At 46.5% G+C, this 25883-nt stretch carries 21 protein-coding genes, 2 pseudogenes and 1 other annotated feature; of the genes and pseudogenes, 2 read left to right on the top strand and 21 right to left on the bottom strand.

Annotated elements, in window-relative coordinates:
* Window positions 1-83: 83 nt before the first annotated feature.
* The 16 genes and pseudogenes from DMO16_RS19515 to DMO16_RS19445 form a co-directional block, all read right to left on the bottom strand.
* Window positions 84-1085 carry a substrate-binding domain-containing protein gene (locus DMO16_RS19515; protein ID WP_129479583.1) on the bottom strand — a complete coding sequence of 334 codons (1002 nt, stop codon included), beginning with the start codon at window positions 1083-1085 and terminating at the stop codon, window positions 84-86.
* Window positions 1086-1174: 89 nt separating this feature from the next.
* Entirely contained in the window at window positions 1175-2011 is an 837-nt protein-coding gene (locus tag DMO16_RS19510; RefSeq protein WP_129479580.1) for an SDR family oxidoreductase, read from the bottom strand.
* A complete protein-coding gene (gene uxuA / locus DMO16_RS19505; RefSeq protein ID WP_129479578.1) occupies window positions 2008-3087 on the bottom strand; it encodes a mannonate dehydratase in 1080 nt (359 codons plus the stop codon). Before uxuA ends, DMO16_RS19510 begins: the two co-directional genes overlap by 4 nt.
* Window position 3088: 1 nt before the next feature.
* Entirely contained in the window at window positions 3089-3724 is a 636-nt protein-coding gene (locus DMO16_RS19500; RefSeq protein ID WP_129479576.1) for a bifunctional 2-keto-4-hydroxyglutarate aldolase/2-keto-3-deoxy-6-phosphogluconate aldolase, read from the bottom strand.
* 13 nt (window positions 3725-3737) lie between these two features.
* Window positions 3738-4757, bottom strand: a complete 1020-nt coding sequence (locus DMO16_RS19495) for a zinc-binding alcohol dehydrogenase family protein (RefSeq protein WP_061975209.1) — start codon at window positions 4755-4757, stop codon at window positions 3738-3740.
* 5 nt (window positions 4758-4762) lie between these two features.
* Window positions 4763-5776: an ureidoglycolate dehydrogenase gene (gene allD, locus DMO16_RS19490; RefSeq protein WP_129479574.1), complete on the bottom strand. Its 1014-nt coding sequence runs from the start codon at window positions 5774-5776 to the stop codon at window positions 4763-4765.
* Between the two features lie 34 nt (window positions 5777-5810).
* Window positions 5811-6740 carry a sugar kinase gene (locus DMO16_RS19485; protein WP_425590079.1) on the bottom strand — a complete coding sequence of 310 codons (930 nt, stop codon included), beginning with the start codon at window positions 6738-6740 and terminating at the stop codon, window positions 5811-5813.
* Window positions 6741-7199: 459 nt separating this feature from the next.
* The gene (locus DMO16_RS19480; RefSeq protein WP_061975213.1) at window positions 7200-8213 is read right to left on the bottom strand and encodes a zinc-binding alcohol dehydrogenase family protein; all 1014 of its coding nucleotides are present in this window, start codon (window positions 8211-8213) and stop codon (window positions 7200-7202) included.
* A gap of 24 nt (window positions 8214-8237) precedes the next feature.
* Complete coding sequence (locus DMO16_RS19475; protein ID WP_129479570.1) at window positions 8238-9731, bottom strand: UxaA family hydrolase; 1494 nt, start codon at window positions 9729-9731, stop codon at window positions 8238-8240.
* Window positions 9732-9743: 12 nt separating this feature from the next.
* A complete protein-coding gene (locus tag DMO16_RS19470; protein ID WP_129479568.1) occupies window positions 9744-11210 on the bottom strand; it encodes a tagaturonate reductase in 1467 nt (488 codons plus the stop codon).
* A gap of 312 nt (window positions 11211-11522) precedes the next feature.
* Complete coding sequence (locus DMO16_RS19465; protein ID WP_129479566.1) at window positions 11523-12536, bottom strand: LacI family DNA-binding transcriptional regulator; 1014 nt, start codon at window positions 12534-12536, stop codon at window positions 11523-11525.
* A 176-nt stretch (window positions 12537-12712) separates the two neighbouring features.
* On the bottom strand, window positions 12713-14134 hold the full coding sequence (uxaC, locus tag DMO16_RS19460; RefSeq protein ID WP_129479564.1) for a glucuronate isomerase: 1422 nt from the start codon (window positions 14132-14134) through the stop codon (window positions 12713-12715).
* Window positions 14135-14324: 190 nt separating this feature from the next.
* Window positions 14325-14570, bottom strand: coding sequence for a hypothetical protein (locus DMO16_RS19455; protein WP_129479562.1), 246 nt, complete (start codon window positions 14568-14570; stop codon window positions 14325-14327).
* 389 nt (window positions 14571-14959) lie between these two features.
* A pseudogene (locus DMO16_RS19450) lies at window positions 14960-15333 on the bottom strand (5-deoxy-glucuronate isomerase); the annotation flags it as partial.
* 65 nt (window positions 15334-15398) lie between these two features.
* On the bottom strand, window positions 15399-15491 hold the full coding sequence (locus tag DMO16_RS25010; protein ID WP_240482436.1) for a putative holin-like toxin: 93 nt from the start codon (window positions 15489-15491) through the stop codon (window positions 15399-15401).
* A 289-nt stretch (window positions 15492-15780) separates the two neighbouring features.
* Window positions 15781-16167 carry a hotdog fold thioesterase gene (locus DMO16_RS19445; RefSeq protein ID WP_241840603.1) on the bottom strand — a complete coding sequence of 129 codons (387 nt, stop codon included), beginning with the start codon at window positions 16165-16167 and terminating at the stop codon, window positions 15781-15783.
* Window positions 16168-16297: 130 nt separating this feature from the next.
* On the opposite strand from DMO16_RS19445, the gene DMO16_RS19440 reads away from it, so the two are divergent.
* Window positions 16298-16648 carry a LysR family transcriptional regulator substrate-binding protein gene (locus DMO16_RS19440; protein ID WP_129479558.1) on the top strand — a complete coding sequence of 117 codons (351 nt, stop codon included), beginning with the start codon at window positions 16298-16300 and terminating at the stop codon, window positions 16646-16648.
* Between the two features lie 66 nt (window positions 16649-16714).
* On the opposite strand, the gene DMO16_RS19435 is transcribed toward DMO16_RS19440, so the two are convergent.
* Window positions 16715-17404: a hypothetical protein gene (locus DMO16_RS19435; RefSeq protein ID WP_129479556.1), complete on the bottom strand. Its 690-nt coding sequence runs from the start codon at window positions 17402-17404 to the stop codon at window positions 16715-16717.
* Between the two features lie 173 nt (window positions 17405-17577).
* Between DMO16_RS19435 and DMO16_RS19430 the strand changes: the two genes are divergently transcribed.
* A complete protein-coding gene (locus tag DMO16_RS19430; protein WP_129479554.1) occupies window positions 17578-18147 on the top strand; it encodes a biotin transporter BioY in 570 nt (189 codons plus the stop codon).
* A 249-nt stretch (window positions 18148-18396) separates the two neighbouring features.
* On the opposite strand, the pseudogene DMO16_RS25005 reads toward DMO16_RS19430, so the two are convergent.
* From DMO16_RS25005 to ilvA, 4 genes and pseudogenes are all read right to left on the bottom strand, one after another.
* Window positions 18397-18519 (bottom strand): annotated as a pseudogene (locus DMO16_RS25005) (polysaccharide deacetylase family protein); the annotation flags it as partial.
* Window positions 18520-18706: 187 nt separating this feature from the next.
* Window positions 18707-20431: a ubiquinone-dependent pyruvate dehydrogenase gene (poxB, locus tag DMO16_RS19420; protein ID WP_129479552.1), complete on the bottom strand. Its 1725-nt coding sequence runs from the start codon at window positions 20429-20431 to the stop codon at window positions 18707-18709.
* A 363-nt stretch (window positions 20432-20794) separates the two neighbouring features.
* Window positions 20795-23980, bottom strand: coding sequence for a glycoside hydrolase family 2 TIM barrel-domain containing protein (locus tag DMO16_RS19415; RefSeq protein WP_129479550.1), 3186 nt, complete (start codon window positions 23978-23980; stop codon window positions 20795-20797).
* A 126-nt stretch (window positions 23981-24106) separates the two neighbouring features.
* Complete coding sequence (gene ilvA / locus DMO16_RS19410; protein WP_129479548.1) at window positions 24107-25375, bottom strand: threonine ammonia-lyase IlvA; 1269 nt, start codon at window positions 25373-25375, stop codon at window positions 24107-24109.
* 138 nt (window positions 25376-25513) lie between these two features.
* Window positions 25514-25740, bottom strand: a binding site (T-box leader).
* Window positions 25741-25883 lie beyond the last annotated feature (143 nt).

Below are 25883 nucleotides of genomic sequence, written 5' to 3'. Positions count from 1 at the left end.
TCCCCTATACTGTGTGAATCTTCTGACTGTTGAAAGCGAACCGGGGTAAACCGGTTTATTTTTACAGGAAAAGTTATCCCTTTTTATCCTGAATGTCTTGAAATAAGAGTCGGCTCATAACGGTACATCCATTGCTCTGCCTGCTCACTGTTTTTAATCTGCTTAAAAAGAATAGTTCCGGCCTGTTTTGCCATTTCCACAGCCGGCTGAGCAATTGTCGTTACCGGCGGGGTAAAGAAGCTGGCAAAGGAAACGTCGTCTATTCCGATAACGGATGTATCCCCAGGTATCGCAATATCTTTTTCCTTCATGAACTTCAATACCTCAACGAGAACGATATCGTTGCCTGCCAAAATCGCTTGCGGCGGCTCGGGCAAAGAATACAGTTCCGAAAGCACTTCTGAGATTTGGCCAACATCCGCTGTTTTAATGTACTCCTCCCGAATAGGAAGACCGCGATTTTCCATCGCTCTTTTGTATCCTTCAATCCGTTCCACCCTCGGGCTGATGTTGCGGATAATGGACGTTGTTACGATGGCAATCCTGTCCAGCCCATGTTCAGCAAAACGGTCTACAGCCAGTTTGGCCGCGGCATGGTTATCGAGCATCACTGTTGATATTTCAAGGTCCTCAATCGTCCGGTCCATAAACACGATCGGAAAACGATCCTGCTTCATCTTTTCATATAAAGCCTGGTTTTCACCTGTAGGAAAAATGATGATACCGTCTACCTGTTTGGCACGAAGCATTTCAATGTACTTCTTTTCCTTTGCCGGCTCATCATCTGCATTGCAGACAATAATATGAAAGCCCTGTTCATGAAAATAGTCTTCGATGGCCCGGATCACCTGCGTGGAAAAGGTATGCAGGATGTTGGCGACCACCACACCCACTGTAAAGGTTGACTTCTGCTTCAGGCTGCGGGCGACGAAGTTCGGCTGGTAATTCAACTCCTGAATGGTTGCTTCGATTTTTCGTTTTGTTTTTTCACTCATATAATCGAAGCGCTGGTTTAAAAATTGTGAAACCGTGCTTTTGGAAACATTGGCATGCCTGGCTACGTCTGCAATCGTAATGGTTTTCATTGTGTCATCCCCGTCTAATTCGTCATATTTCACTAGTATAAGCGACCTGTAAGCGCTTTACAATCAGCCGGAGAAAACAGCATATCCGGTCAGACGCCGGAATATGCCATAAATCCTCCATCAACAGGGACGGTAATGCCTGTGACGAATCCAGAATACGACTCATCTGCAAGCCAAAGCAGCGTGCCGAGCAGATCTTCCGGCTTTCCAAACCTCTTCATCGGTGTGCCTGTGATGATTTTGTTCGAGCGATCCGTATAACTGCCATCTTCCTTAAGAAGCAGGTTTCGGTTCTGTTTAGTTAAAAAGAACCCTGGTGCAATCGCATTGACCCGGAGGCCCGTTTCCGCAAAATGAACCGCCATCCACATCGTAAAGTTGTTAATGGACGCTTTTGCTGCGCTATAGGCCGGAACCTTGGTCATCGGAGAATAGGCGCTCATGGACGAAATGTTGATGATGGCAGGTGATTCTGATTTCAGCAGGTCTTTTCCGAAGACCTGGGAGGCAAGGAATGAGCCTGTAAAATTTGTTGCAAACACTCTTGAAAACCCGTTCTCATCCATATCGAAAAAGGATTTTCCTTGCCCTTCCTCTTCATAGGTTTCCACGTCCGTAATCGCGTCAGGATGATTTCCTCCTGCCCCATTGATCAGCAGATCGACAGAGCCGAACTGGCTCAGGACTTCCTCTTTTGCTTTCTCCAGAGACTCACGGTTCAGTACATCAGCAGAAACCGAAAGAGCCGTTCCGCCTGCCTTAGCAATTTCATCCACCACATCTTTACCTTTTTCCGCAGTGCGGTTCAGTACAGCCACCTTAACACCATGACGGGCAAGCTCTCGGGCCATCTCGGAACACAGCACTCCGCTTCCGCCGGTAATTACGGCTGTTTTGCCATTGAGATTTTCGTGAACTGGAATCATACTTCCACCTCTTTTTTCGCTGCCGCGACATAGGCGTCCCACAGGCCGTTCAAGTACATGATCCCGAGAGCCCGGTCGTACAGGCCATAGCCAGGACGGCATTGCTCACCCCAGATATGGCGTCCGTGATCGGGACGCACATATCCGTTGTAGCCTTGCTTGTGCAGTTCTTCGACCACACCCTGAACATTGATGGAGCCGTCCGTCGTCAGGTGGGACGTTTCCACGAAATCTCCGTTATCAAAAATCTTCACATTTCGGATATGTGAAAACGGAGCGATATTTGCATACTTCCTGGCAATATCGACCATGTCATTGGCAGGATTGGCACCCATGGAACCTGTACACATTGTGATGCCGTTGGCCGGAGAATCGGAGATCGCCCGCAAGCGTTCATAGCTTTCTGCTCCTGTAATGATGCGCGGCAATCCGAAGATGGACCATGGCGGATCATCCGGATGGATGGCCATTTGAATGCCGTGTGCTTCGGCTACCGGCAAAATTTCGTCCAGGAAGATCTTCAGGTTATCCCAAAGCTTTTCTTCATCAATTTCTTTATAAGCTTCAAAAAGCTCTTTAATCTTTGCCATCTTTTCAGGCTCCCAGCCCGGAAGCGTTAGGTCTGAGGCTTCTGCCACCGTACGGATCAGCTCTTCCGGATCGAGATTTTCAACTTTTGCTTTTTCAAAAAACAAAGCCGTGGAACCATCCTCAAGTGGGCGGTACATGTCAGTCCGTGTCCAGTCGAAGACCGGCATAAAGTTGTAGCAGATGACCTTTACGCCAAATTCGGAGAGATTGCGGATCGTCTGTTTGTAATTTTCAATGTACCGATCGCGTTCACTGTTTCCGAGTTTAATGGATTCATGGACGTTCACACTTTCCACGACATCGGTATGAAAGCCATGGCTCTGAATGTACTCTACTTCTTCTTTAATCTCTTCCTTTTCCCATACTTCACCTACAGGCTTTTGGTGCAGGGCCCAAACAATTCCCTTCACGTTAGGAATCTGCTTGATATGCTCCATTGTTACGGTATCATTGTCCCGCCCGTACCATCGAAACGTAATATTCATATTACACCTCCGAATGTTGATTCATTTTCGCGATATACTCTCTGCTTAACGATACCGCTTCATCGTACCCGCCCTTCTGGAAGGCTTTTGTTAAATCACTGCCTACCCCGACAGCCACTGCACCGGCACTCAGCCAGTCGTTCATATTCTTCAATGAAATTCCGCCTGTTGGCATGATACGGACATTAGGCAGCGGGCCGTTTACGGATTTAATAAATGACGGATCAAACGTATTGGCAGGGAAAAGCTTCAGCACATCGCATCCTGCTTCAAGGGCAAGCGCCATGTCGGAAATGTTCATGCACCCTGGCAGATACGGAACACTGTAGCGGTTACAAAGTGTTGCGATCTCTTTTACAAAATGGGAGCTTACGATAAATCTCGCTCCGGATAAAATGGCATGTCTTGCCGTTTCAGGATCCATTACAGAACCTGCACCCAAAAGCACATTCATGTGGCGCAGTTCTTTAAACACTTCCTCCACTTCCGGAGTGGTATAGGTCAGTTCAATCGCGGTAATTCCGCCTTCAATGGCTGCTTTTGATACCTGAATGGCTTCGTGGCTGTTTTGTCCGCGGACAACCGCAACCACTTTTGCTTCCATCAACACCTGATAAACGGAATACTTTGGCAGCATGCTTTCTCCTCCTTTAATCAAACGTAATAATCGCCTTGCGCACCTGTTCCGGATGCTCTTCAACAAACCGGAAGGCGTCTTGAACCTCATTTACCGAAAATGTATGGGTCACAAGCCCGTCATGCGTAAGCTTTCCATTATTCAATAATTCTACGACTCTCGGAAACTGGTTGGTCTGGAGTCTGGAACCGGTAATCGTTACTTCCTTTTTCGTAATCGGAAGCTGTGAGATTCCCGCTTCCTTTTCATCAAAGCCTAGAACGACCACATTTCCTGCCGGGCAAACTGCATCAACGGATAATTTAAACGTCGATGGAAGGCAAACCGCATCGATCACGACATTAACTCCCTCATTGTCAGTCCATTCCTGAACCCGCGCCAGCACATCCTCCTGCTGAACATTGACCGTTACATCTGCACCGTTTTCTTTTGCAAACGCCAGCCGCTCTCCATTCAGGTCGGTCACCATGACAGACGCGCCCTGCAGCTTTGCCATTTTCAAAATACAAATTCCAATCGGCCCTGCTCCCTGAATAAGAACTGTGTCGCCGTCTTCCACCTGGCCTCTCCAAACGGCCTGCGCGCCAATGGTATAAGGCTCAGCCATCACCGTTTCTTCCCAAGGCAGTTCCGCTGAAACGGCATGCAGCTGTTTTTCCGGCAGCACCAGATATTCCCTCATGCCTCCATCCTCATGAACACCGAAAACAGAAAGGGACAAGCAAACATTCGGCCGTCCTTTGCGGCATGCATAGCATGTTCCGCAATACGAAATTGGCTCAACCACCACGTGGTCTCCAGGCTGAAGGTGCTTAACTGACGCGCCCACTTCTTCCACCTGGCCGGTCACTTCGTGGCCAATCACACGCGGAAGCGTAGCGAGAGGGTTTGTGCCATGATAAATATGCATGTCCGATCCGCAGATACCCACCCGCTTTACTTTGACCAGAACGTCATTATCGTTTACGATGACTGGCTTTTCGATTTCCTCTGTGACAAGGTCATGCGCTTTTCGTACTTGAACCGCTTTCATTTTCTTCACCTGCTTTTCAAGAATTCATACACTGGCTCTGCAATCGTAATCCCGTTCTTTAAGTTTCTCTCCTCGTGAAGCTGTTCTATCTCTCCTGGTACATATACTCGGTCAAAGCCTGGTGCAGGCGGAACCTGCCGCAGTTCCTCCATCATTGCATCCATTTGTTCTAGAAATGCGTCTCTGTCTGTAAAAAATGATGGATTGATGGCACAGAAATAATGTCCAAGTTTTCTTTTTTGATCTAAATTTTCATACATCCGGCTGATATGCGGGCCGAACGCGGCACCTGCCAAAAGCCCTGAGAATACATCGACAATTACAGAAAGTCCGTAGCCTTTCGGGCCGCCGAAGGTTGAAAGAGAAGCGACTTGATGCGGATCAGTAGCAGGCACACCATGTTCGTCCACTCCCCATCCCTCAGGAATTTCTTTTCCTTCTTCACGCGCCTGAAGGATTTTTCCGAATGCCACGTTCGAGGTAGCCATATCCAAAATAAATGGTTTCTTCTCCTTAGCCGGTACACCATAGGCGATTGGGTTCGTTCCAAGAAAAGAGGATTTTCCTCCAAACGGAACCACAATGCTGTCAGTGTGTGTCATGGCAATGCCGATCAGTTTCTCTTCGGCTGCTTTTTGCACGAAATAACTGAGTGCTCCGCAATGGCTGCTGTTCATGGCGGTTACCATGCCCACACCATTTCTTTTCGCCATATCCATCGCATGATCCATGGCGATATCAGCAATCACATGACCGAATCCGTCGTCACCGTCCAGTACCCCGGTCACCGGTCCTGTTTCGTTAAACACAGGCTTCGCTTCCGGATTGATGCTTCCCATCTTCAGACGGTTCACATAATGCTCTGTCCGCAGCACCCCGTGTGAATTCACATTTCTGAGATCTGCATGAACAAGAACGTCCGCCACTGTTTCGGCATCCTTTTCATTCAGCCTGGCATCCACCAGCTTTTGTTTTACCAGTTCCTTTGCTTCCTGCGCTGACAATGTTGTTGTTGCCATAATTCTTCCTCCCTATCGTTTATGTTCTATCGTTCTATCGTTCTACAACGGCTTCTTGGTTTACAAAAGACAACACTTCTTCAAGGAGCGGCAGTCCCTCATTATCGCCGGATACGGTCGTAACCAGTGCACCAACCGCATTGGCGAACTCGAGCCGCTTTTCCGGCCCAAACCCATGAAGGAAGCTGTACAGGTACCCTGCATCAAAGCCGTCTCCTGCGCCTACTGTATCTACTGGTATAATGGAAAAGGCTTCTTTCCTTACCCATTGTCCATCGATGTATAGCGCCGAACCTTCTCCTCCGTCTTTGATGACCAGTTGGCTGATGGAATAGCGCTGGGCGAAATCTGCCAGTTCTTTGTCATCGTCTGTACCGATGATGCTTTTGATTTCATCGCGGCCGGTTAAAAGAATATCTACATAAGGGAACACATCATGATAGGCCGCCCTGGCGTCCTCAATGCTCCACAGCTTCAGGCGAATATTCGGATCGAAGGAAACAAGGATACCTTTTTCTTTGGCAATGGACAGTACGCGGTGTACGATATCCAGGTTCTTGCGGTCAATCGCCATGAACACACCGGTGAGATGAACAATGTGAATATCCTTGAACATCTCTCCTGTGATGTCTTCCGGTTCCATCGTCAGCACCGGTGAGTTGTAACGATAGTAAAACGTTTTGCCGGATCCGTCTTCACGGATTTCTTTTATGTTAAGTGAAGTGGGATGGCCTTCAACATAAGCCACATCGCTCATGTCCACGCCTTCTCCCTTGGCAAAATTGTAAATAACACGTCCGAATTCATCTTTTCCGAGGCGGCTGATCCATTTGGAGCGAAGGTCAAGCCTTGCACAGCCGATCGCGAAATTGAGTTCCGCTCCTCCTACTTTTCGTTCAAAATTGGCAACAAAGCGCAACGGCCCTGTTGTTGCAGGGTTCAGCGTGATCATCGCATCACCCATGGTTAAAATCCCGAACTGTTCTGGCACAATTCCTACCCCTTTCTTTTCTTTGGGCTTTTTCTCTATTCTTAGTCGTCCATGGAAGCGGTTGATTTTCGTTACAAGATGCTTGCTTTCCTAGGGCGGGCGCTGAGCCTTACCGGCGTAAACGCCTACTTTCTCGGCGCAAGCTCCTTCGGTAACGGCTCGAGCGCCTCCATGGTCTCATCTGTCCCGCTTTTCCCTAAGGAGTCTCGCACCTTGCACTACGATCAACTTGTCATTGAAGATTTCCCATTGCAACCAACTGTTAGAAAATTTAAATACTGCAAAATGTAAGGGCTGTTTCATAGACAACTGAACTAAATCGGTTTGGTAAATCGGTTTGGTAAACCGGTTTGGTAAACCGGTTTAGTAACATCGTAAATGAAAACCCTTACAAAAGCAAGACAAAAAATTATAAAATTTTAAAAAATCTGTTTAAAATTCGACAATGGCTTTAATGACTTTGGATTCCGGCTTGAGCCAGCCATCAAAATCTGAGATCATTTCATCCAGGCTTGAGCGGTGGGTAATGTATGGCTTTAGATCAACTTCCCCGCTTTTTACTGTATTCAGCACCTTATCAAAATCTTCCCGTGTGGCATTCCGGCTGCCCATCAGGGTCAGTTCCTTTTTATGAAAATCAGGATCTGAGAACGTTAGGTCACTCTTAACTAACCCTACATATACAAGGGTTCCGCCATGCGCCGCATAATCAAACGCACCCATCATGGAACGTGCGTTGCCTGTTGCATCGAGAACAACGGTCGGAAGTTCGCCGTTTGTCAACTCCATCAGTTTTTCGATCGGCTGATCTGCTGCATTTACAATCCCATCAACATCCGCCCACTTTTGGCAAAAGTTTAACCGCTCGGCATCTAGATCCATGGCAAAAACCCGGGCACCTTCCGCTTTGGCAAACGCCATAACGCCAAGACCGATTGGCCCTGCCCCGATTACGAGTACATTCTCACCTTCTCTCAACCGGGAGCGTCTTACCGCATGCGCGCCAATGCTTAAAGGCTCGATCATGGCTGCCTCATCCAAGCTTAGGCCCTCCGTTTTGATCAGATGATCGACTGGAACAGCCATCCATTCTCTCATTCCGCCATCCGCATGGACACCAAGCACCTTCATATCTGTGCAGCAGTTGGTTTTTCCGTTTCTGCAGGCCACACATGTTCCGCATTCCAGATAAGGAATAATGCTTACCTGATCGCCCTCCTTATAGCCAAATGGATTGGCGCCTATGGATTCAATGACACCGGATAGCTCATGTCCAAGAATGCGGGGATAGGTAAAATACGGCTGGTTCCCGCTGAATGCGTGCAGATCCGTGCCGCAGATGCCAACCCGGCGAATCCTTATCAATGCCTCTCCTTCCATGGGCACAGGTTTTTCCACCTCAATTTGTTTAAATGCATTTGGTTCTTCGCAAATGATTCCCTTCATATCTAACCCACTCCTTTCTTTTGCTTACAGTGTTACACCTGACTTAAAGATGGAAATTTCTCTGAAGTCATTTTTTTCGTTATTTACTTGTTCACCGCTTGCCACTTTGATGACATAGTGAAGAAAATCCTTTGTCACTTCTTCGCTCGAAACATCGTCGTCAAGCAGCGTTCCGGCGTTGTAATCAATCCAGTGAGGCTTTGTTTCAAACAATTGAGTATTGGTTGAAATCTTCATGGTTGGGACAAATGTCCCAAACGGCGTTCCACGACCTGTGGTGAAAAGAACCATATGACATCCCGCGGCAGCCAAAGCGGTCGAAGCAATCAGGTCATTGCCCGGTGCACTCAGCAAGTTTAATCCATTGCTCTTTAATACTTCTCCATATTTCAGCACATCTACAACGGTAGAAGTACCCGCTTTTTGGGTGCATCCAAGCGACTTGTCCTCCAATGTCGTGATGCCGCCTGCCTTATTGCCTGGAGATGGATTCTCGTAGACCGGCTGATCATGCTGAAGAAAATAGTTTTTAAAATCATTTACCAGATGCTCGATTTTGTGGAAGACTTCTTCGTTTTGCGCCCGTTCCATCAAAAGTTTTTCTGCACCAAACATTTCCGGCACCTCGGTTAAAACGGTCGTACCTCCCTGAGAAACCAGATAGTCTGAAAACCTCCCAAGAAGCGGATTGGCTGTAATGCCGGAAAAGCCGTCCGATCCACCGCACTTCAAGCCGATCTTCAATTCTGAAACCGGAACCTCTTCGCGCCGGTCTCCCTCTGCTGCCGCATGGATTTTTTTGACTAGGTCCACCCCAGCTTCAATTTCATCGGAAACTTCCTGTGACACCAAAAATTTGATGCGGTTTTCGTTGATTGGTCCAAGTGCTTCTTTAAAGGCGGGCAGTTCATTGTTTTCGCAGCCAAGGCCAAGCACAAGGATTCCGCCGGCATTTGGATGGTTCACCGCGTCAATTAGAATCTGCCTTGTATTTTCATGGTCATCCCCAAGCTGGGAGCAGCCGTAGCTGTGCTTCAATACAAGCACGTTATCAAAAGGCGCGATGTCCCCGACTTCCTTTTCAAACCGTTTGATGATTTTTTCCGCAATGCCGTTGACGCATCCTACGGTCGGAACAATCCAAAGCTCATTCCGGATACCCACTTTGCCATTTTCCCGGCGGTATCCTTCAAACGTCAGATTTTCTTCTGTATAAGCGAGCACCGCTTTCTTCGGATGGTACTCATACTCCTCGGTACCCGACAGGTTGGTTTTCGTGTTGTGGGTATGCACCCACTCTCCCGCTTTCACAGACTCGGTCACATGGCCGATAGGATAACCATATTTGACCACATCGCTGTTAGCAGGAAGATCGGTAATCGCCACCTTATGGCCCCTGCCCACATCGCTCTTTAACACCACTTCTTGTCCTCCTGCAGAGAGCACCTCTCCCTCTTTCAAATCGCGGAGAGCCAAAATGACATTATCGTTTTCATGGATTTGCAAATAGTCCTTCATGATACCGCTCCTTTATTTGGTGAAGGCAGCATTGACTTCGAGAACTGCAGCCTTAATCCCTTTATCTTCAAAGACTTTCAAATGCTCGGCGACCGCTGTGGTCAGCCCGGAAATGGACGAAAGATCTCTTCCCCACCACTGCTCTTTGGAAAGGATGTCCTGAACGAAAGCAGTCAGCTGCAATTCTTTGCTGTCGACTTTCTGCCAAAGCTCCTTAAACTCTTCTATAATTTCAGGACTGTCATCCAGCGGAATGTCTTCCTCTCCTCTTTTTCCTTTATAGAAGTACAGGAGAGCGCTGAGCGAGAAAGTGAGGCGTTGGGGAAGCTTCTGTTTCTTTTCCACGTAATCCACCAGGGTAGGAACATTCCGCGCATTGAATTTCGAAATGGCATTAAGTGCAAGTGAGCTTAAAAAGTGGTGAATGTACAGATTTCTAAAGCGCTCCAGAACATCCTGGGCATAAGCTTTCATCTCTTCCTCGCTGTACTTCATCGCCGGGATCATTTCTTCTGCAATCATCTCTTTAATGAATGCTCCGGTCACTTCATCATTCACCGACTGGGACACCGTATCCAATCCGTACAAATAGCACACAGGAAGCATGGCTGTATGGGCACCGTTTAAAATTCGCACCTTGCGTTCACGGTAGGCCGTAAGGTCATCCACGATAAAGCTGTTCAAGCCTGCTTTTTCAAATGGAAGCTCATTCTTCAGCCACTCTGGCCCCTCAATCACAAAAAGATAATATTGCTCTGCTACCACCATCAGTTCATCACGGTATCCCAGTTCTGCTTCTTTTTCATCGCCTGAGTCCTTTGGATAACCCGGTACAATCCGGTCTACAAGGCTCGAACAAAAGGTGTTGGCCTCGTGGAGCCATTCCACAAACCCTTGTTCCAGGTTCCAATGCTCGGCATACTGCAGTACGACTTTTTTCAGCTCCGGTCCATTGTTCTCGATCAATTCGCACGGAATCATTACACAGCCCTTGGAAGAATCCCCGCTGAACGCCTGAAACCGGTGATAAAGAAAAGCGGTCAATTTCGCCGGAAAACCCTCCTGAGGACGATCTTCTAATCTAGCATTCTCGTTAAACCGGATGCCGGCTTCCGTTGTGTTGGAGATAACAAACCGCAGCTCTTCGCTTTCAGCCAGCTGCAGATATTGATCATAATCTTGATCCAGGTTGATGCCGCGGCTGATGGAATCTACTACGAGGTGTTCATTGACTTCCTGTCCGTCTTTAATTCCTTGAAGATAAAGGGTAAAAAGGCCGTCCTGATGATTCAGGCGCTCAATTTTCCCTGAACCTCTCGGCTGGACAACAACAACGCTGCCATTAAAACCTGCTTTTTCGTTCATCTCCTGAATCTGCCAATCTGCAAACGCTCTCAAAAAGTTGCCTTCTCCAAATTGCAGCACCTTTTCGGGATAACGGTTTGTAACCCCGGCAATGGTTCGATTTAATGTTTCCAATCCAACCCCTCCTATTGTCTTTTTGCACACGTGAACAATGCGTTTTAAAAAAAGGCCCGTTTTGGTTTAAACGGGTTCTAAATAGTTGTTACTCGAGAAAAACTTCTGTAAAGAATCTTGATTGATACGTTGATTGTAGTGCAAGGTGCGAGACTCCTCGAAAATAAATATGACATTTTCTTCGTGCGATGTATCGCTTTCGAAGCGTTCCTTGTCCTGCAGGAAATACGGGACAGGTGAGACTACAGGCTCACCGCCCGCCCTGCGGAAAGCGAGCATCCTGGAACGGAAATCAACCTCTTCCAGAAACTTTTATCCCCTTGCATCCTCTTTCAGATCCTTTACAGAGTCCCTGACGATCAGTGATGTGTTTTCGAACAGCTTGACACCTTGCCCAGGGACCTGGCTGATCGCGGCCAATAGACGCTTTGCCCCTTCAATGCTGATTTTTTCAACCGGGCGTTTTACGGTAGTCAGCCTTGGTGTTGTGTATTGGGCGAAGCCGATATCATCGAAGCCGACGATGGACATATCATCGGGAACCTTCAGGCCTCTGGCAAATACCGCATTCATCGCCCCAATGGCCATGTCATCATTGGAACAGAACACTGCCGTTGGAGGTCGGTCCAGGTTCAGCAATTGATTCATCGCGGTGTACCCGCTCTGCATATCGTAATGGCCCTCCACCTGATACTCCTTATGAATCAAAAGCTCATTTTCAATGAGGGCGGCCATATACCCTTCCTTGCGCGCCTGTGCCGATTTGAACCCTCTTTTCCCTTCAATTAGAGCAATGTCTTTGTGTCCATTGGTAATTAAATGTTCAACTGCCTGCCGGGCTCCCACCTGGTCATTGGAGAGCAAGTTGATCAGGCCTTGTTCCTGTATCTCCCGGTTCAAGACAATAAGAGGAATCCTTTTCTGCATAACATGATAGATGAAGGTGTTGTCGGCCTCACTCTGGCTCATTAAAATGATGCCGTCAAACCTCATATTATTAATGGAAGAAAAGTCATCGTAATCATCAATTCCCCGCACGAACAGATTGAATTCCTGCCCGATCACACTGTTTACCCCTTTGATGGTATCCGCCAGGAAGATCGGTGATGTTCCGTTTGTGATGCTTGTGAAAAAAAGGCCGATTGTATGCGACTTCTGCATCACAAGGTTCTTGGCATTGTAGTTGGGTGTATAGTTGAGCTGGGAAGCGATTTCAAGAATCCTCCGCTTGGTTGGTTCCTTAATGTAAGGACTATTATTAAGCGCTCTTGACACCGTTGTATGAGAAACATTCGCCAGTTTAGCAATATCTTTTATCGTTACCATACTTGTTTCATCCTTTTGCCATAGTCCTTAATCTGCAATCTTTGTTTATAGTTTAACACGCAGGCACCCTCAGCTAAACCTGCATGTACCCCGTTTTCAAAAAACTTTAACTTCTTTGGTGAAGTTCACTTAGTATATTGTTGGCCCTCTATGCTGAGCAGGGAATCTTTTTTTGCTTATACGTTTACTTCACTCGCTTGAAACTGAAAATAGTCCTTCGCGTTGTTGTAGGAAATGCCCTGGACGATGCTGCCGAGCAATTCGATATCCTCCGGCACTTCCCCGTCTTCCACCCATTCACCGATCAGATTACAGACAATTCTTCTGAAGTATTCATGGCGTGTATACGATAGAAAACTTCTGGAATCAGTAAGCATTCCTATAAATCGGCTAAACAAGCCCACGTTGGACAGCGCTTTCATCTGTGCAAGCATTCCGTCCTTCGTATCATTGAACCACCACGCGGTTCCATGCTGAATCTTCCCTGGTGTTACACCATCCTGGAAACTATTAATCATGCTTGCGATCACATAGTTATCTTTCGGATTTAAGGAATAAAGAATCGTTTTTGGCAGCTTGTTGTTCGCATCAAGCGAGTCAAGCAGCTGAACAAGTGGCTTTGCGATTCCTTCATCGTTCATTGAATCATAACCGGTATCCGGTCCAATGGTTTTAAACATTCTGGAGTTATTATTACGCAAGGCGTTAATATGGAATTGCATGGCCCAGTCCAGCTCTGCATACAATTCTCCCAAAAAGCGGAGCGTATACGATTTATATTTGGTTTCGTCCTGACGGGATACAGTACCTCCAGAAAGACGGTTTGCAAAAATCTGCGCGACTACCTCTTTGCTTGCTTTTTCAAAGCCCATGGAATCGATGGCGTGATCTGAAACACGTCCGCCTAAAGAGTGGAAGAAACGGACTCTGGATTCAAGGGCTTCAAGAAAATCATCGAAATTCTCAATGCTGCGTTCAGCAGCTTCTGCAAGCTTTTCCACCCATGGAAGATACGTATCTCTATTCATCTCTAAGCCTTTGTCCGGACGGAACCCTGGCAGGACACTTACTGGAAAGTCGGCTTCATCTTTCAAAAGTGCGTGATACTCAAGTGAATCTGTCGGGTCATCGGTTGTGCAAATTACTTTTACATTGGATTTCACGATCAAGTCTCTTGCTCCAAATGATCGGCTGCTCAGCAGCTCATTTGTTTTCTCCCAAATTTGCGGCGCACTTTTTTCATTTAGAATGTCATAGATTCCAAAAAAGCGCTGAAGCTCAAGGTGTGTCCAGTTGTAAAGCGGGTTTCCGATCGCCATTGGAACGGTTTTGGACCAAGCCAGAAATTTCTCGTAATCTGGTGCATCTCCGGTTACGTATTCTTCCGAGATGCCGTTTTCTCTCATGACGCGCCACTTGTAATGGTCACCTGAGAGCCAGGCTTCGGTGATATTTTTAAAGGTTTTGTTTTCATAGATTTCCTTCGGACTTAAATGACAGTGATAGTCGATAATTGGCATTTCACGTGCATAATCGTGGTACAAAGTAACTGCGATATCATTCTTGAGCAAAAAATTCTCATCCATAAACTTTGCCATTCTTCCACCGACTTTCTTAATTTTCTAAAATGTTGACGCTAACAATACAGAGTTCTGAAAAACGGCTTTCCCGATGAGAATTCATCACAAAAAAGCCGCTTTCAAAAATGTTCCTATGTTCACGTTAACAATTTTTCTTGTTGTTAATTGTACAACTTCACTTTTCCAAACACAATACCTTTTTAGAATTTTATGACGCCTTGCCTTTAACCAGCGCCGAGCAAGTTTGCCTGAAAACAAGAACCGGTCGTTCAATAATGCCAAACAGAGACAGTGCGATCGCGTAATTGGCGATGATGATTTCCGCATGGTCCGCACGGCCGAGTGTTCCGTTGATGATCACATGGGTTATGGACGTCAGGCTGGCCGAGAAGCCCAGCGGGATAAAAAACGCGAGCATCTTCATCAGTGAAAAATTGGGGTTTACCTGTTCCAAGTTTTATGGCTCCCTCCTTTCTTATTCACCAACGCTATACCCAAATTCACACTATTTCAACTTTTTAAAATTGACAGGTGTATATTTTTGCAGTTATTCGATTCCAGGAATTAACTTATGCGCGAATTTGTAGTGATTATCCGCGAAACAGGAGCTTTTATCCGCTAACGGGCTCATTTTGCGTTTCCAAAAATTAACTTACTCTCAAATCGACATCAATTATTCTCAAAGATCCACGATTTATTCTCAAATCCGGTTCATTTATTCTCAAAAACATCCGATTTATTCTCAAACTGTTTAAGCCAAATGCATTTCAACAATTCTCGCTACGTTTATTTCATAATAAAAGGCTAACCCGTTACCCGGATTAGCCTTCATCTCTCATTCTATTACTTCAAATCTTCCATATTAACAACATCCATGTCATCAAAGGTATAATTTTCTCCACCCATAGCCCAGATGAATGTATAGTTGCTCGTTCCAACTCCGGAATGGATGGACCATGGTGGAGAGAAGACGACTTGTTCATTTTTCATAACGATATGGCGGGTCTCATTCGGTTCGCCCCTGAAGTGGAAGACGCGTGCCTTTTCGTCAAGATCAAAATACAGATAAACTTCCATTCGGCGATCGTGCACATGCGCAGGCATCGTGTTCCACATGTTATTGGGCTCAAGCAAAGTCATTCCCATCATAAGCCGGCTCCTTTGATACCGTTTTCGTGGATGTACTTGTAGATGGTACGCTTATTGGATTCGCTGTCGGCATCACTAAAAAAAGGCCCGCTTTTCGGGCCCTTTTCGGTACGGATCATTTTCTGGGTCTGGATCAGGAGTTTTTGTCGTGATTGTGAAAGTCGAGAACAGCGATTACAAACATTCCAAAGCTGAGCATTAACGAGATGACTTCAAATGTGTTCATCAGCATCGTCCTCCTTTACCTTCATTGTCCCCGGGACCAAACTTGTCCTATACGCGAAATTAGAAAATTTTTATTAAAAAGAAAAAAGGGTTTTGAAAGCTGAGTTTATGCGGTCGATTCGACAAAGTTGCCCGGACATTCGCCAAAGTTGCCGCAAACTCATGAAACTTGCCCGGAAAAGCCAGAAATTCGCCCGCAAATCTCTCAAGCAAACCAAAAGACTAGCCCGAATCCCGAGCTGCCAACTTCTTCCTGAAGGCACAAAAAAGGCCCTCAACAGGCCTTTTTCTTACTTCTTTTTCATGATAGCCATAGTGCAGCGGGACACGCACACCAATTTCCCGGCTTCATCGGTAATTTTAATGTCCCAAACCATGGAGGTTCTGCCCTTATGTAGCGGTGTTGCGGTAGCTGTTACGAGTCCATCCTTTTTGCCGCGGAGGTGGTTGGCGTTGATCTCCATTCCGACGGCCATCTCGGTGTTTTCATCAATAAAATGATAGGTTCCAATACTCGCAATGGTTTCTGCCAACGCTACGGATGCTCCGCCATGCAGCAGTCCAAACGGCTGGTGTGTCGCCGAATGGACCGGCATGGTCGCGACCGCCTTCTCATCGGAAAGTTCAACAATCTCGATGCCTAGCGCACCAAGCATCGTGTCTTTCAAATCTTTCATTTTCACTTCACTCATCCCCTCTCTGTTCCCATACCATCAGCATACCTCTCTGAAGCAAGAAAAGGAAGAAATCGCTTTCAATATAGCTAGTTTTTTAACAGTGGGGTCTCTAATTTCTTGATCCAATCCTTTGGGCACTCACATTAAAGATCTGTCGGGGCATTCTCTTTTTTTGCTGCAGGAGAAGTACCTGACCCGCCAGTATATCGACGGCTATTTCAAAAGCCGTGGCCTTCAGATCAAACCGGCCGTTGAACTGTCGGACATGCATTCGCTTCTTCATATGACCATATTGAACCAGGGCATCACCATTTTGCCCAAGTCCTATTTGAACACCGTTGACACCCGGAAAATACGCCAAATCCCCATCATTCCTTCCATTCCGCTGAAAGAAGCTGAATCGTATACCGGAAAAAAATTCATGGGTTCCACCATTAAAGAATTCATAGAACACATGCTGCAAAGCTATCAATCGGTATAAAAAAACAGCCACTCTGCCAAAAATACACAGAGTGACTGTTTACTTTCCATTCAATTAAACAATTGTTTAACGGTTCTTCCCTGCTTCCACTGCTTTCTCCAGTGTTTCAATCGGGCTATTTTTCGTTGACTTGATCTCATAAACCACTTTTCCTTTTTGCCACTGAACGGTCGTCACTCCGGAGTCTTTAAATCCATTAACTTTCACAATCCCTTTATCCTTTGGGGCCGGCAGATAGTGAGTTTCCAAATAGGCAACAATCTTCTTGGAAAACCCTAACCCATCTACATTTTTATCTATTGCATATTGGGGATCGGATGGATAATTCACCTGGATCAGCCAGCGGCCTTCATTCCATGAAAGATATTGATGACCCGCCGCCCCCTCAGCAAAAGCTTTAATATCATGCCCCAGATCCACATTCGTCTGCTCCATTTTTTCGTAGCCCTTTATCGCTTCCGCAGCTTCCTCGTTGGTTTTATAGGTTGTTTTGTTAACATCCTGGTCATGGACATCGTGTGATGAAGGTTTATCGTTGTTGTCCTCAGTGCTGTTATTTGCTTCGGCTGAAGGATCATTATCGCTTGAGGAGTCTCTTTCTTGATTCGCTTTGGAATCATTTGTTGCACCTTTCTCTTCCTTTGTAGACTGCGGCTTGCCGGAGGAGTTATCTTTGGATGCCGTATTTCCGAAATTGCACCCGGCTAGCATGAATACGGTCAATAGTATGGCTGCTGCCAAAAAACGAAACTTCATTTGATGAACCCACCCTTGTAAGGATTTGTATATTTTGTCTTCTCCTCCTTATGAAGGCAAAACATAAAAGAACTTATGAGGGCATATAGAAAAAAATAACTTATCAATTCACATTTCTAATGTTAACCTTTAATTATATAAAGTTTACATTAATAAAGAAAGGAAGACATGCTATGGACCAATCCACACGTTTGCGCACGACCATCATCTGCGCCTTGTTTGTGGCGATGACAGCGATTTTGGCGCAAATTGAAATCCCGCTTCCCCTTGTGCCCATCAGTGGACAGACACTTGCTGTGGGAATCACCGCTACCATTTTGGGTAGCCGTTTTGGTGCACTGACCATGATCGGCTATATGGCCGTTGGGGCTGCAGGAGTACCTGTTTTTGCCGAAGCAAAAAGCGGCTTAAGCGTCATTATCGGACCAACCGGAGGCTACATCATCGGATTTATCTTTGCCGCATTCATTACAGGCCTCCTCCTTGAAAAAACGTCTTTTACTCTTACAAACGCCATGATGGCCAACACTGCCGGAATGGTAATCACGCTTTTATTCGGTGTCATCCAGCTCAAATTTGTGGTCGACCTCAGTGGGACCAAGGCATTGGCCGCTGGGGCTTATCCGTTTATCGTAGTCGGGCTGATCAAAGCGTTCCTCGCCAGCTGGATCGGCATTACCGTTCGTTCCCGGTTGGAAAAAGCACGGCTACTGCCGAACGGCCGAGTGAAGAAGGCTGTGTAATAGACAAAGAAAAACCGGGAAGGGCAATCTCCTCCCGGTTTTTGGCTTGTAGTTAAGCTTTTCTAAATTCCTTAAGAAAACCTGCGATTGCTATTACAATACCAATGATACCTCCTAAATTCTGCAATATAAAAATCCCCATCTCGTAAATACCGAATGAGAAATCCTCCACCAAAAATGATGACCATGCCGACACCGAAAAATAGTAACCAATTCTTCAAATGCCTTCCCCCATTATTTTCTCATCTTCTTCAGTTCATTCCCGGTCTTATCATACATCGGGTGAAAAAGAATAATGGAACCGGGCTTCGCATTTTTCACTATATAATTCACCTTGTCTTCCACCGAGGTGTAATAGGGGTCCGGCTCGAGGCAAGTTAAAATACAACAAGGCAGGCTGCACGTGTTGAAAACAAACTTCAATAGAACCGAGGAATACCGTTTTTTCATTAATCATTTTGGAAGTCTACAATCGCTATCGAAAAAAACCCCAAGCTGCAAAGGATCATCAAACGTAAAAAAGTGACATGCGATTCTCTCACATGTCACTTTAACTTTTTTATCTGAACAAGTTGGTCTTGGCCAGATCGACCAATTCATCTCCTTTTCCGTTCAGCACAGTCTTGAGCATCCACATTGTAAAGCCGTGCGCCTGCTCGAACTCGATTTTCGGCGGAAGGGCAAGCTCCTGGCGGTTGACAACAACATCCAGAAGTACCGGACCGTTATGATTAAACGATTGTTTAACCGCATCCTCCAGGTCACCTGGATCCTCGACACGAATGCCTTTAATGCCCATTCCTTCAGCTATTGAGGCATAATTGAATTGCCCAAGCGAAGTCCCGGTCTCCAGATATCCGGCTGCCTTCATCTCCAATTCTACAAAGCTTAATGAAGTGTTATTGAAGACCACCACTTTGACCGGCAACTTATGAACCTTCAGGGTGAGAAGATCCCCCATAAGCATGGCCAGTCCACCGTCTCCTGATAAGGAGATCACCTGTGCATCCCTTCTTGATACTTGGGCGCCAATGGCTTGCGGCAAAGCATTGGCCATCGTTCCATGGTTAAATGACCCCAGCAGGCGGCGTCCTTCACTCATTTGAAGGTAACGGGCAGCCCATAACGTCGGCGTTCCTACATCACATGTAAAAATCGCGTTTTCCGAAGCATAGTCACTAACGACCTTGGTTAGATATTGAGGGTGGATTGGCCCCTTGCCTTTTTTACCAGTTGCCATCTTATCAAGATCTTTGCGCACCTTGGCGTAGTCTTTGACGTGCTTATCCAGATGGCCGGTATCTTTCTTCACCTTCAATAACGGAAGCAGTGCCTCAATTGTATGCTTCACATCACCAACCAGCCCATAGCTGAGCGCGGCTCTTCGTCCAAGGTGTTCCCCACGGATGTCGATCTGAAGGATATCCGCTTTTTCAGGGAAAAACTGACGGTATGGAAAGTCGGTTCCGAGCATGAGCAGCACGTCGCACTCCATCATGGCGTGATAGCCTGAGGCATATCCTATGAGCCCGGTCAGACCAACCGAATATGGATTGTCGTACTCCAGATGTTCCTTCCCTCTAAGCGCAATAACCATCGGTGATTTCAGGGCATCACAGAGGGCGATGACCTCCGTATGCGCGCCTGCACACCCTGCACCGGCAAGAATGGTCACTTTTTTTCCTTTATTTAAATAACCCGCCAGCTTTTCAAGTTCTTCATCCGATGGGCGCACGACTGGCTTGGTCACATGAATCACCTGCGGAGGTACCGTTTCTTCATCATGAAGTGAAGCCACATCTCCTGGCAAAATGATGACGGATACCCCCTCCTGGCTAATGGCGTGCTGCATGGCCATCGTGACCATGCGCGGCATCTGCTCAGGACGTGTCAGCACCTCGCAATAATGGCTGCAATCCCGGAATAAAAGCTCCGGACGGGTTTGCTGGAAGTATTGCCCGCCAAGCTCGTTACTTGGAATATGAGCCGCAATGGCCAGAACCGGTATCCGGTTACGGTGGCAATCATAAAGCCCGTTGATCAAATGCAGGTTCCCCGGACCGCTGCTCCCTGCACAAACTGCGATACTGTTGCTTAACATGGCATCTGATCCGGCTGCAAAGGCAGCAACTTCCTCATGGCGGACCGAAATCCATTCAATTTTTCCAGAACGACGGATGGAGTCCAGCACAGCGTTCAATGAATCTCCCACAATTCCGTAAATCCGTTCAATACCGGCACTTCTCAACGACTCGACCAACAGATCAGCAACTGTTCTCTTCATAAGCACACTCCTTTTTTGAATACTGTCACGAATAGTACAAATACTTCCATATTATCCCTTGGGCGGCAGAGAATATGCAGTTATTTTCCGTACAAACCACCTTGGAGAGACACTACCCATACAAATGAAAACGAAAACCTTTGTCTGAGGCGTCCAGAGACAGAACAGAAGCATCGGAACAACTGTTTTACTCACGGTTTCGTGCTGATTACTCACGGATTTTTTTGTCTTACTCTCCGTTCTCCTCCAATTACTCACGGAAATCAGGTCATTACTCACCATTTTTGAACAATTACTCACCAAACCAATCATTTTCATAAAAAAAGACGACGTAGAGATTCCGCGTCATCCAATTCGTTTTATTTAGCTTTTCACGGCGCCAACTTTTTCTTTAAAACTGAGCTTTCCAATCTCCGCAGCCGGCATCTGCCCCTCATTAAAAGGTTTCAGGCGGACGGCAAACTGAAAATCCCCCGTGTGCAGCTGATATTTATTCAATACATCCGGGCCGCAGCTGGCAGACCCAAGCCCATGCTGCTGATAATCCAGATGCAGCACAATATGATTTTCTTTTACTAACTCATGCGTATGCTTGGCGGCCTCTAACGTTTCCACCGAATAACGGGAAGCACCGAAATCGATCACGGGTATTCCTCCTGCAAACAATCCTGTGCCATAATGATTGGTAAACGACGCCCAGCGGACTTCGTGCCGGTTGCCGTTTTCCTGTGGCAACACGTATGGTGTGTAAAGCCCATTTACATTGGTACTCCAGACTCCAATTCGTCCAGCTTGCTTGCTGTCAATGTAGGATTCTCCTGGTCCGCGGCCATACCACTTCACCTGATCCAATTCGTTCGGCAGCTCAAGCTGCAGTCCGATTCTTGGGAGTGTGGCCGGATGGTTCCCTTCAGGCCGACCCTTAGCTTTTAAAACCATATCGCCGCTTCCATAGAACTCATAGGTTAAAGTTGCTAAAATCCCCCAGCTTAGCTTAGCCGGTGCAATCCGGTACTTTGCCTCAATTACAACGCTCTTATCATCAGCAGAAACCTCATATGTGAAAGAGAGTAACCTCTCCTGCAGATGGTTCACGCCGAATTCCACCCACTGGTCATAGGAAGATACCGCCTTCCATCCCGAATTTGCCAAAGAATCATTGTCAATCGGCGCCCTCCAGAAGTTTAGCTTTGGTCCTTTTTCCAGCACCGGAGACCCCTCATGTGTCCAGGATTCCATCCGTCCATTTAATTTGTTGAACACGGCCTCAAACATCTGGCCTTTTACGTGCACTTTATGCGGCTCTTCCACTGTTTTCAAATCGGGCATTAAACGTCTGTCCATTACCTGTGCTTCTGACTGAATAGGAAGCTTGAACTGGGACCAGGCGACCTCATGCCCCGCTTTTGCCCAAGCAGTATCAGTGATCAAGGTAAACGAAAGGTTCAGCCAGTAATCTGTTCCAGGCTGAATGACAACCGGAAGAGCATATGGAACAACGACTTCCTTCGTTTCACCTGCTTGAATATCCTCCAGTAACTCGACTCCACTGCTCATTCGTTTGCCACCGGCTTCAATGGACCAGTTTAACTGCAGATGATTGAGCGAGAGAAAATCGTAACGGTTCAGAATGGAAACTTTTCCGTTTTTCAAATCCCGTTCTTCCACGAAAACCGGCTCTATGACCTTTTTGTACTCGGCCAATGCAGGTGATGGTGTATGATCTGGCATAACCAGTCCGTCGATCACGAAATTTCCGTCGTGAGGCTGCTCGCCAAAGTCTCCACCATAGGCAAAGTACTCTTCACCATCTGCTGTTTGTTGGCGAATGCCGTGATCAAGCCACTCCCAGACAAAACCGCCCTGCAGGCGGGGGTGGTTATGGAAGGTTTCCCAATATTCCTTTAATGCGCCTGGCCCATTTCCCATCGCATGCGCATATTCACATAAAATATGGGGTTTTTCCAAATCGGTCCGGCTCCCCAATTGGTCCATGATCTCAACTGCGGTATACATGGTGGTAAACACATCAGAGGCAACGGGTTCGCGTTTCGGGTTGTTGTCATCCTTGACCATGATTTCCCGTACTTCTCCCTCATAATGAACGAGACGCGAAGGATCTCGTTGTTTGGCCCATTCTGCCATCGCCACATGGTTCTGGCCGAATCCAGACTCATTTCCAAGCGACCACATAATAATGGAAGGATGATTTTTATCCCGCTCGACCATGCGGCGCATCCGGTCCATATACGCTTCCTGCCAGTCCGGATCCTCACTGAGCTGGTGCATATTATCAGTAAATACAAAGCCATGGCATTCAAGATCAGCTTCATCTATCACATATAATCCATACTCATCACACAGGTCATAAAATTTCGGATCGTTTGGATAATGAGAGGTTCTCACGGCATTGATGTTATGAGTCTTCATCAACCTCACATCTTCGATCATCCATTCCAGCGGAACCGCACGTCCAAAATCAGGATGATGGTCGTGCCGGTTAACCCCTTTCAGCTTGATCGGTACTCCGTTAACAAGGAATAATCCGTCCTTTAGTTCAACACTGCGGAATCCTGTTCTGGCTGCTAGTTCTTCGATCGTATTTCCTTGATCATCTTTAAGCGTAAGAAGAAGGTGATACAAATACGGTGATTCTGCTGACCATTTTTCAGGATTCATTACGGGCATCGACAGCGTTAGCCGTGCTTTATCGAAAGGATCAACTGAGATTTCCTCTCTTTTATCAACACCATTTACAGCTTTAAAATCCGTGTCCAATAACGATACTTCTATGTGGTAGCCCTTACATTTTTTCGAATGATGATTATGCACGTCCACATCCAAATGAAGAACAGCGTCCTGATAGTTTTCGTCCAGCTCTGTCCGGATAAAATAGTCGTTCACATGAACCCGTGGCTGTGCAATCAAAGACACATCCCTGAAAATCCCGCTCAGCCACCACATATCCTGATCCTCTATGTAACTCGCTTCAGACCATTGATAGACTTGTACCGCCAGGGTGTTTTTACCTTCTCTGATGAGGGAAGTGATATCGAATTCCGAAGGCAAACGGCTCCCCTGGCTGTACCCTGCTTCCTCGCCATTCACCCACACGTGAAAACCGCTGTCCACACCTTCAAAACGGAGAAGGATGTTTTGCTCTTGCCAGCCATCCGGTACATAAAATTCCCGTCTGTAGGAACCCGTAGGATTCTCATTGGGAATATAGGGTGGATCTACAGGAAACGGATATTGGACATTCGTATAATGAGGATGGCCATAACCGTTCATTTGCCAGTTGGAAGGCACAGGGATCTCATCCCAGTTCTCAACATTGAATTCATCCCTTTGAAAACCAACAGGTGCCAGTGCCGGCTGATCTGCATAATAAAATTTCCACATTCCACTCAGCAGCTTAAACCTGGAGGATCTTCCTTTTTGATAAGATAGGGCAGATACTTTGTCTTCATAGGAGACAAAGAAAGAGCGTTCCGGCTCCCGGTTCCTTTCTAGCACCAGAAGGTTTTCCCAATCATTTTTTGTGTTCATTTTCTTCACTCCTTTCTTCAGTTTTCAGTGTAACGTTTTCTATAACCTTCCTCTTATTCCTGCCTTATTGCTTTAAATCGAAGAAGTAAAAAAAGATGGCACATATTTGTACCATCTTTCTCCCTCTTACACCAACAACTGAAACAAGGTTTTGTCCTGATTGACATTTTGATAGGCAAATCCTTTGCGGTTCATCCGCTCAATCAGCTCCGGATAGTCCTCTTTGTGCTTCAGCTCGATGCCGACCAGGGCAGGCCCGCTTTCTTTGTTGTTTTTCTTCGTATATTCAAATCGGTTAATGTCATCATCCGGTCCGAGCACTTCATCCAGGAATTCACGAAGAGCACCGGCCCGCTGTGGAAAATGAACAATGAAATAATGCTGCAAGCCTTCATAGATCATGGAACGTTCCTTGATTTCCTGCATGCGGCCGATGTCGTTGTTTCCTCCGCTCACAACACAAACGACGGTTTTGCCTTTGATCTCCCCGGCATACTCGTCCAGTGCAGCAAGTGCAAGCGATCCGGTTGGTTCAGCCACGATTGCATTCTTGTTATAAAGCGATAAAAGCGTGGAACAAACTTTTCCTTCAGGTACAACCACGATATCGTCCAAGATCTGCTGGCAGATTTCATACGTGATCTCCCCTACATTTTTTACAGCAGCACCGTCCACAAACGGATCAATACGGTCGAGGCATACATGTTTTCCCTTAAGCATGCATTCGTTCATCGCTGCCGCCCCAGCAGGCTCCGCGCCAATGACCTTCGTTTGCGGAGATACGCTTTTCATGAATGTTCCCATTCCAGCTGCCAGTCCGCCGCCGCCAATCGGGACAAACATGTAATCAATGTTATCATCACAGTCATTCAGGATTTCCACTGCGACCGTCCCTTGCCCGGCAATTACGTCCTCATTGTCATAAGGATGGATAAACGTCCGGTTTTCCTCGCGGCTGCTGGCAATCGCTTGCTCGTAGGCATCGTCAAACGTGTCACCTGTGAGCACTACTTCAACGTGTTCGCCGCCGAAGAACTTGACCTGGCTCACTTTTTGCTTTGGCGTAGTGGTCGGCATAAAGATCTTGCCATTGCTTTGCAAGAGGTGGCAGGAATAGGCAACACCCTGTGCATGATTCCCGGCACTGGCACAAGCGATGCCGTTGGCGAGCTCCTGCGGGCTAAGCTTCTTGATCCGGTTATACGCCCCGCGTATCTTGAAGGAGCGGACCACCTGCAAGTCCTCCCGTTTCAAATATAATTTACAGTCATACTGTGCGGACAATAAAGGATTATATTGCAAAGGGGTATGAAGGACCACATCCTTGATGCGCTGATTGGCGATCATGATGTCTTCTACCAGCACCGTTCTTTGTTTTTGCTGTACCTGTTCCATGTTCCTCTTCCTTTCCCGTTCGTTTTTTTACTATAAAAAGACTCATGTTTTTTACCCAATAAATTTTTACAAATAAAAAACCCATATTTTTTACAAATAAAAAACCCATATTTTTTACAAATAAAAAACCCATCCCTTTTTAGGGACGAGTTTGGCTCGCGTTACCACCCTAGTTCCGGAGCGAAAACAGGCTCCGGCTCTTAGTCAACCGACATTTTAACGGAAACTACCGACAAAGCTTACTTTATCGTTCAGCTTTGCTTCTCAGAGATGATCTTCAGATAATGTTTGTTCACCGGCTCCCACCCATCCCGGCTCTCTTTGGAACAAAAATATTATCCTACTGTTCTCGTCATTGAATTTTCTGATCAATTTTAAAATTAAGGTTAACAGCTTCAAAATGACAAGTCAATAAGTTTATTATAAATTTTGAATATTCTTTAAATGTAAGCGTAATCATTTTATTGTATGTACAGGCCTTTTGTTTAGAACGGACAAATTGAATCAA

The sequence above is a fragment of the Fictibacillus sp. S7 genome (assembly GCF_004127935.1).
Lineage (GTDB): Bacteria > Bacillota > Bacilli > Bacillales > Fictibacillaceae > Fictibacillus_C > Fictibacillus_C enclensis.
The sequence above is the reverse complement of the archived record's forward strand: the minus strand, read 5'-3'. Positions and strand labels throughout refer to the sequence as shown.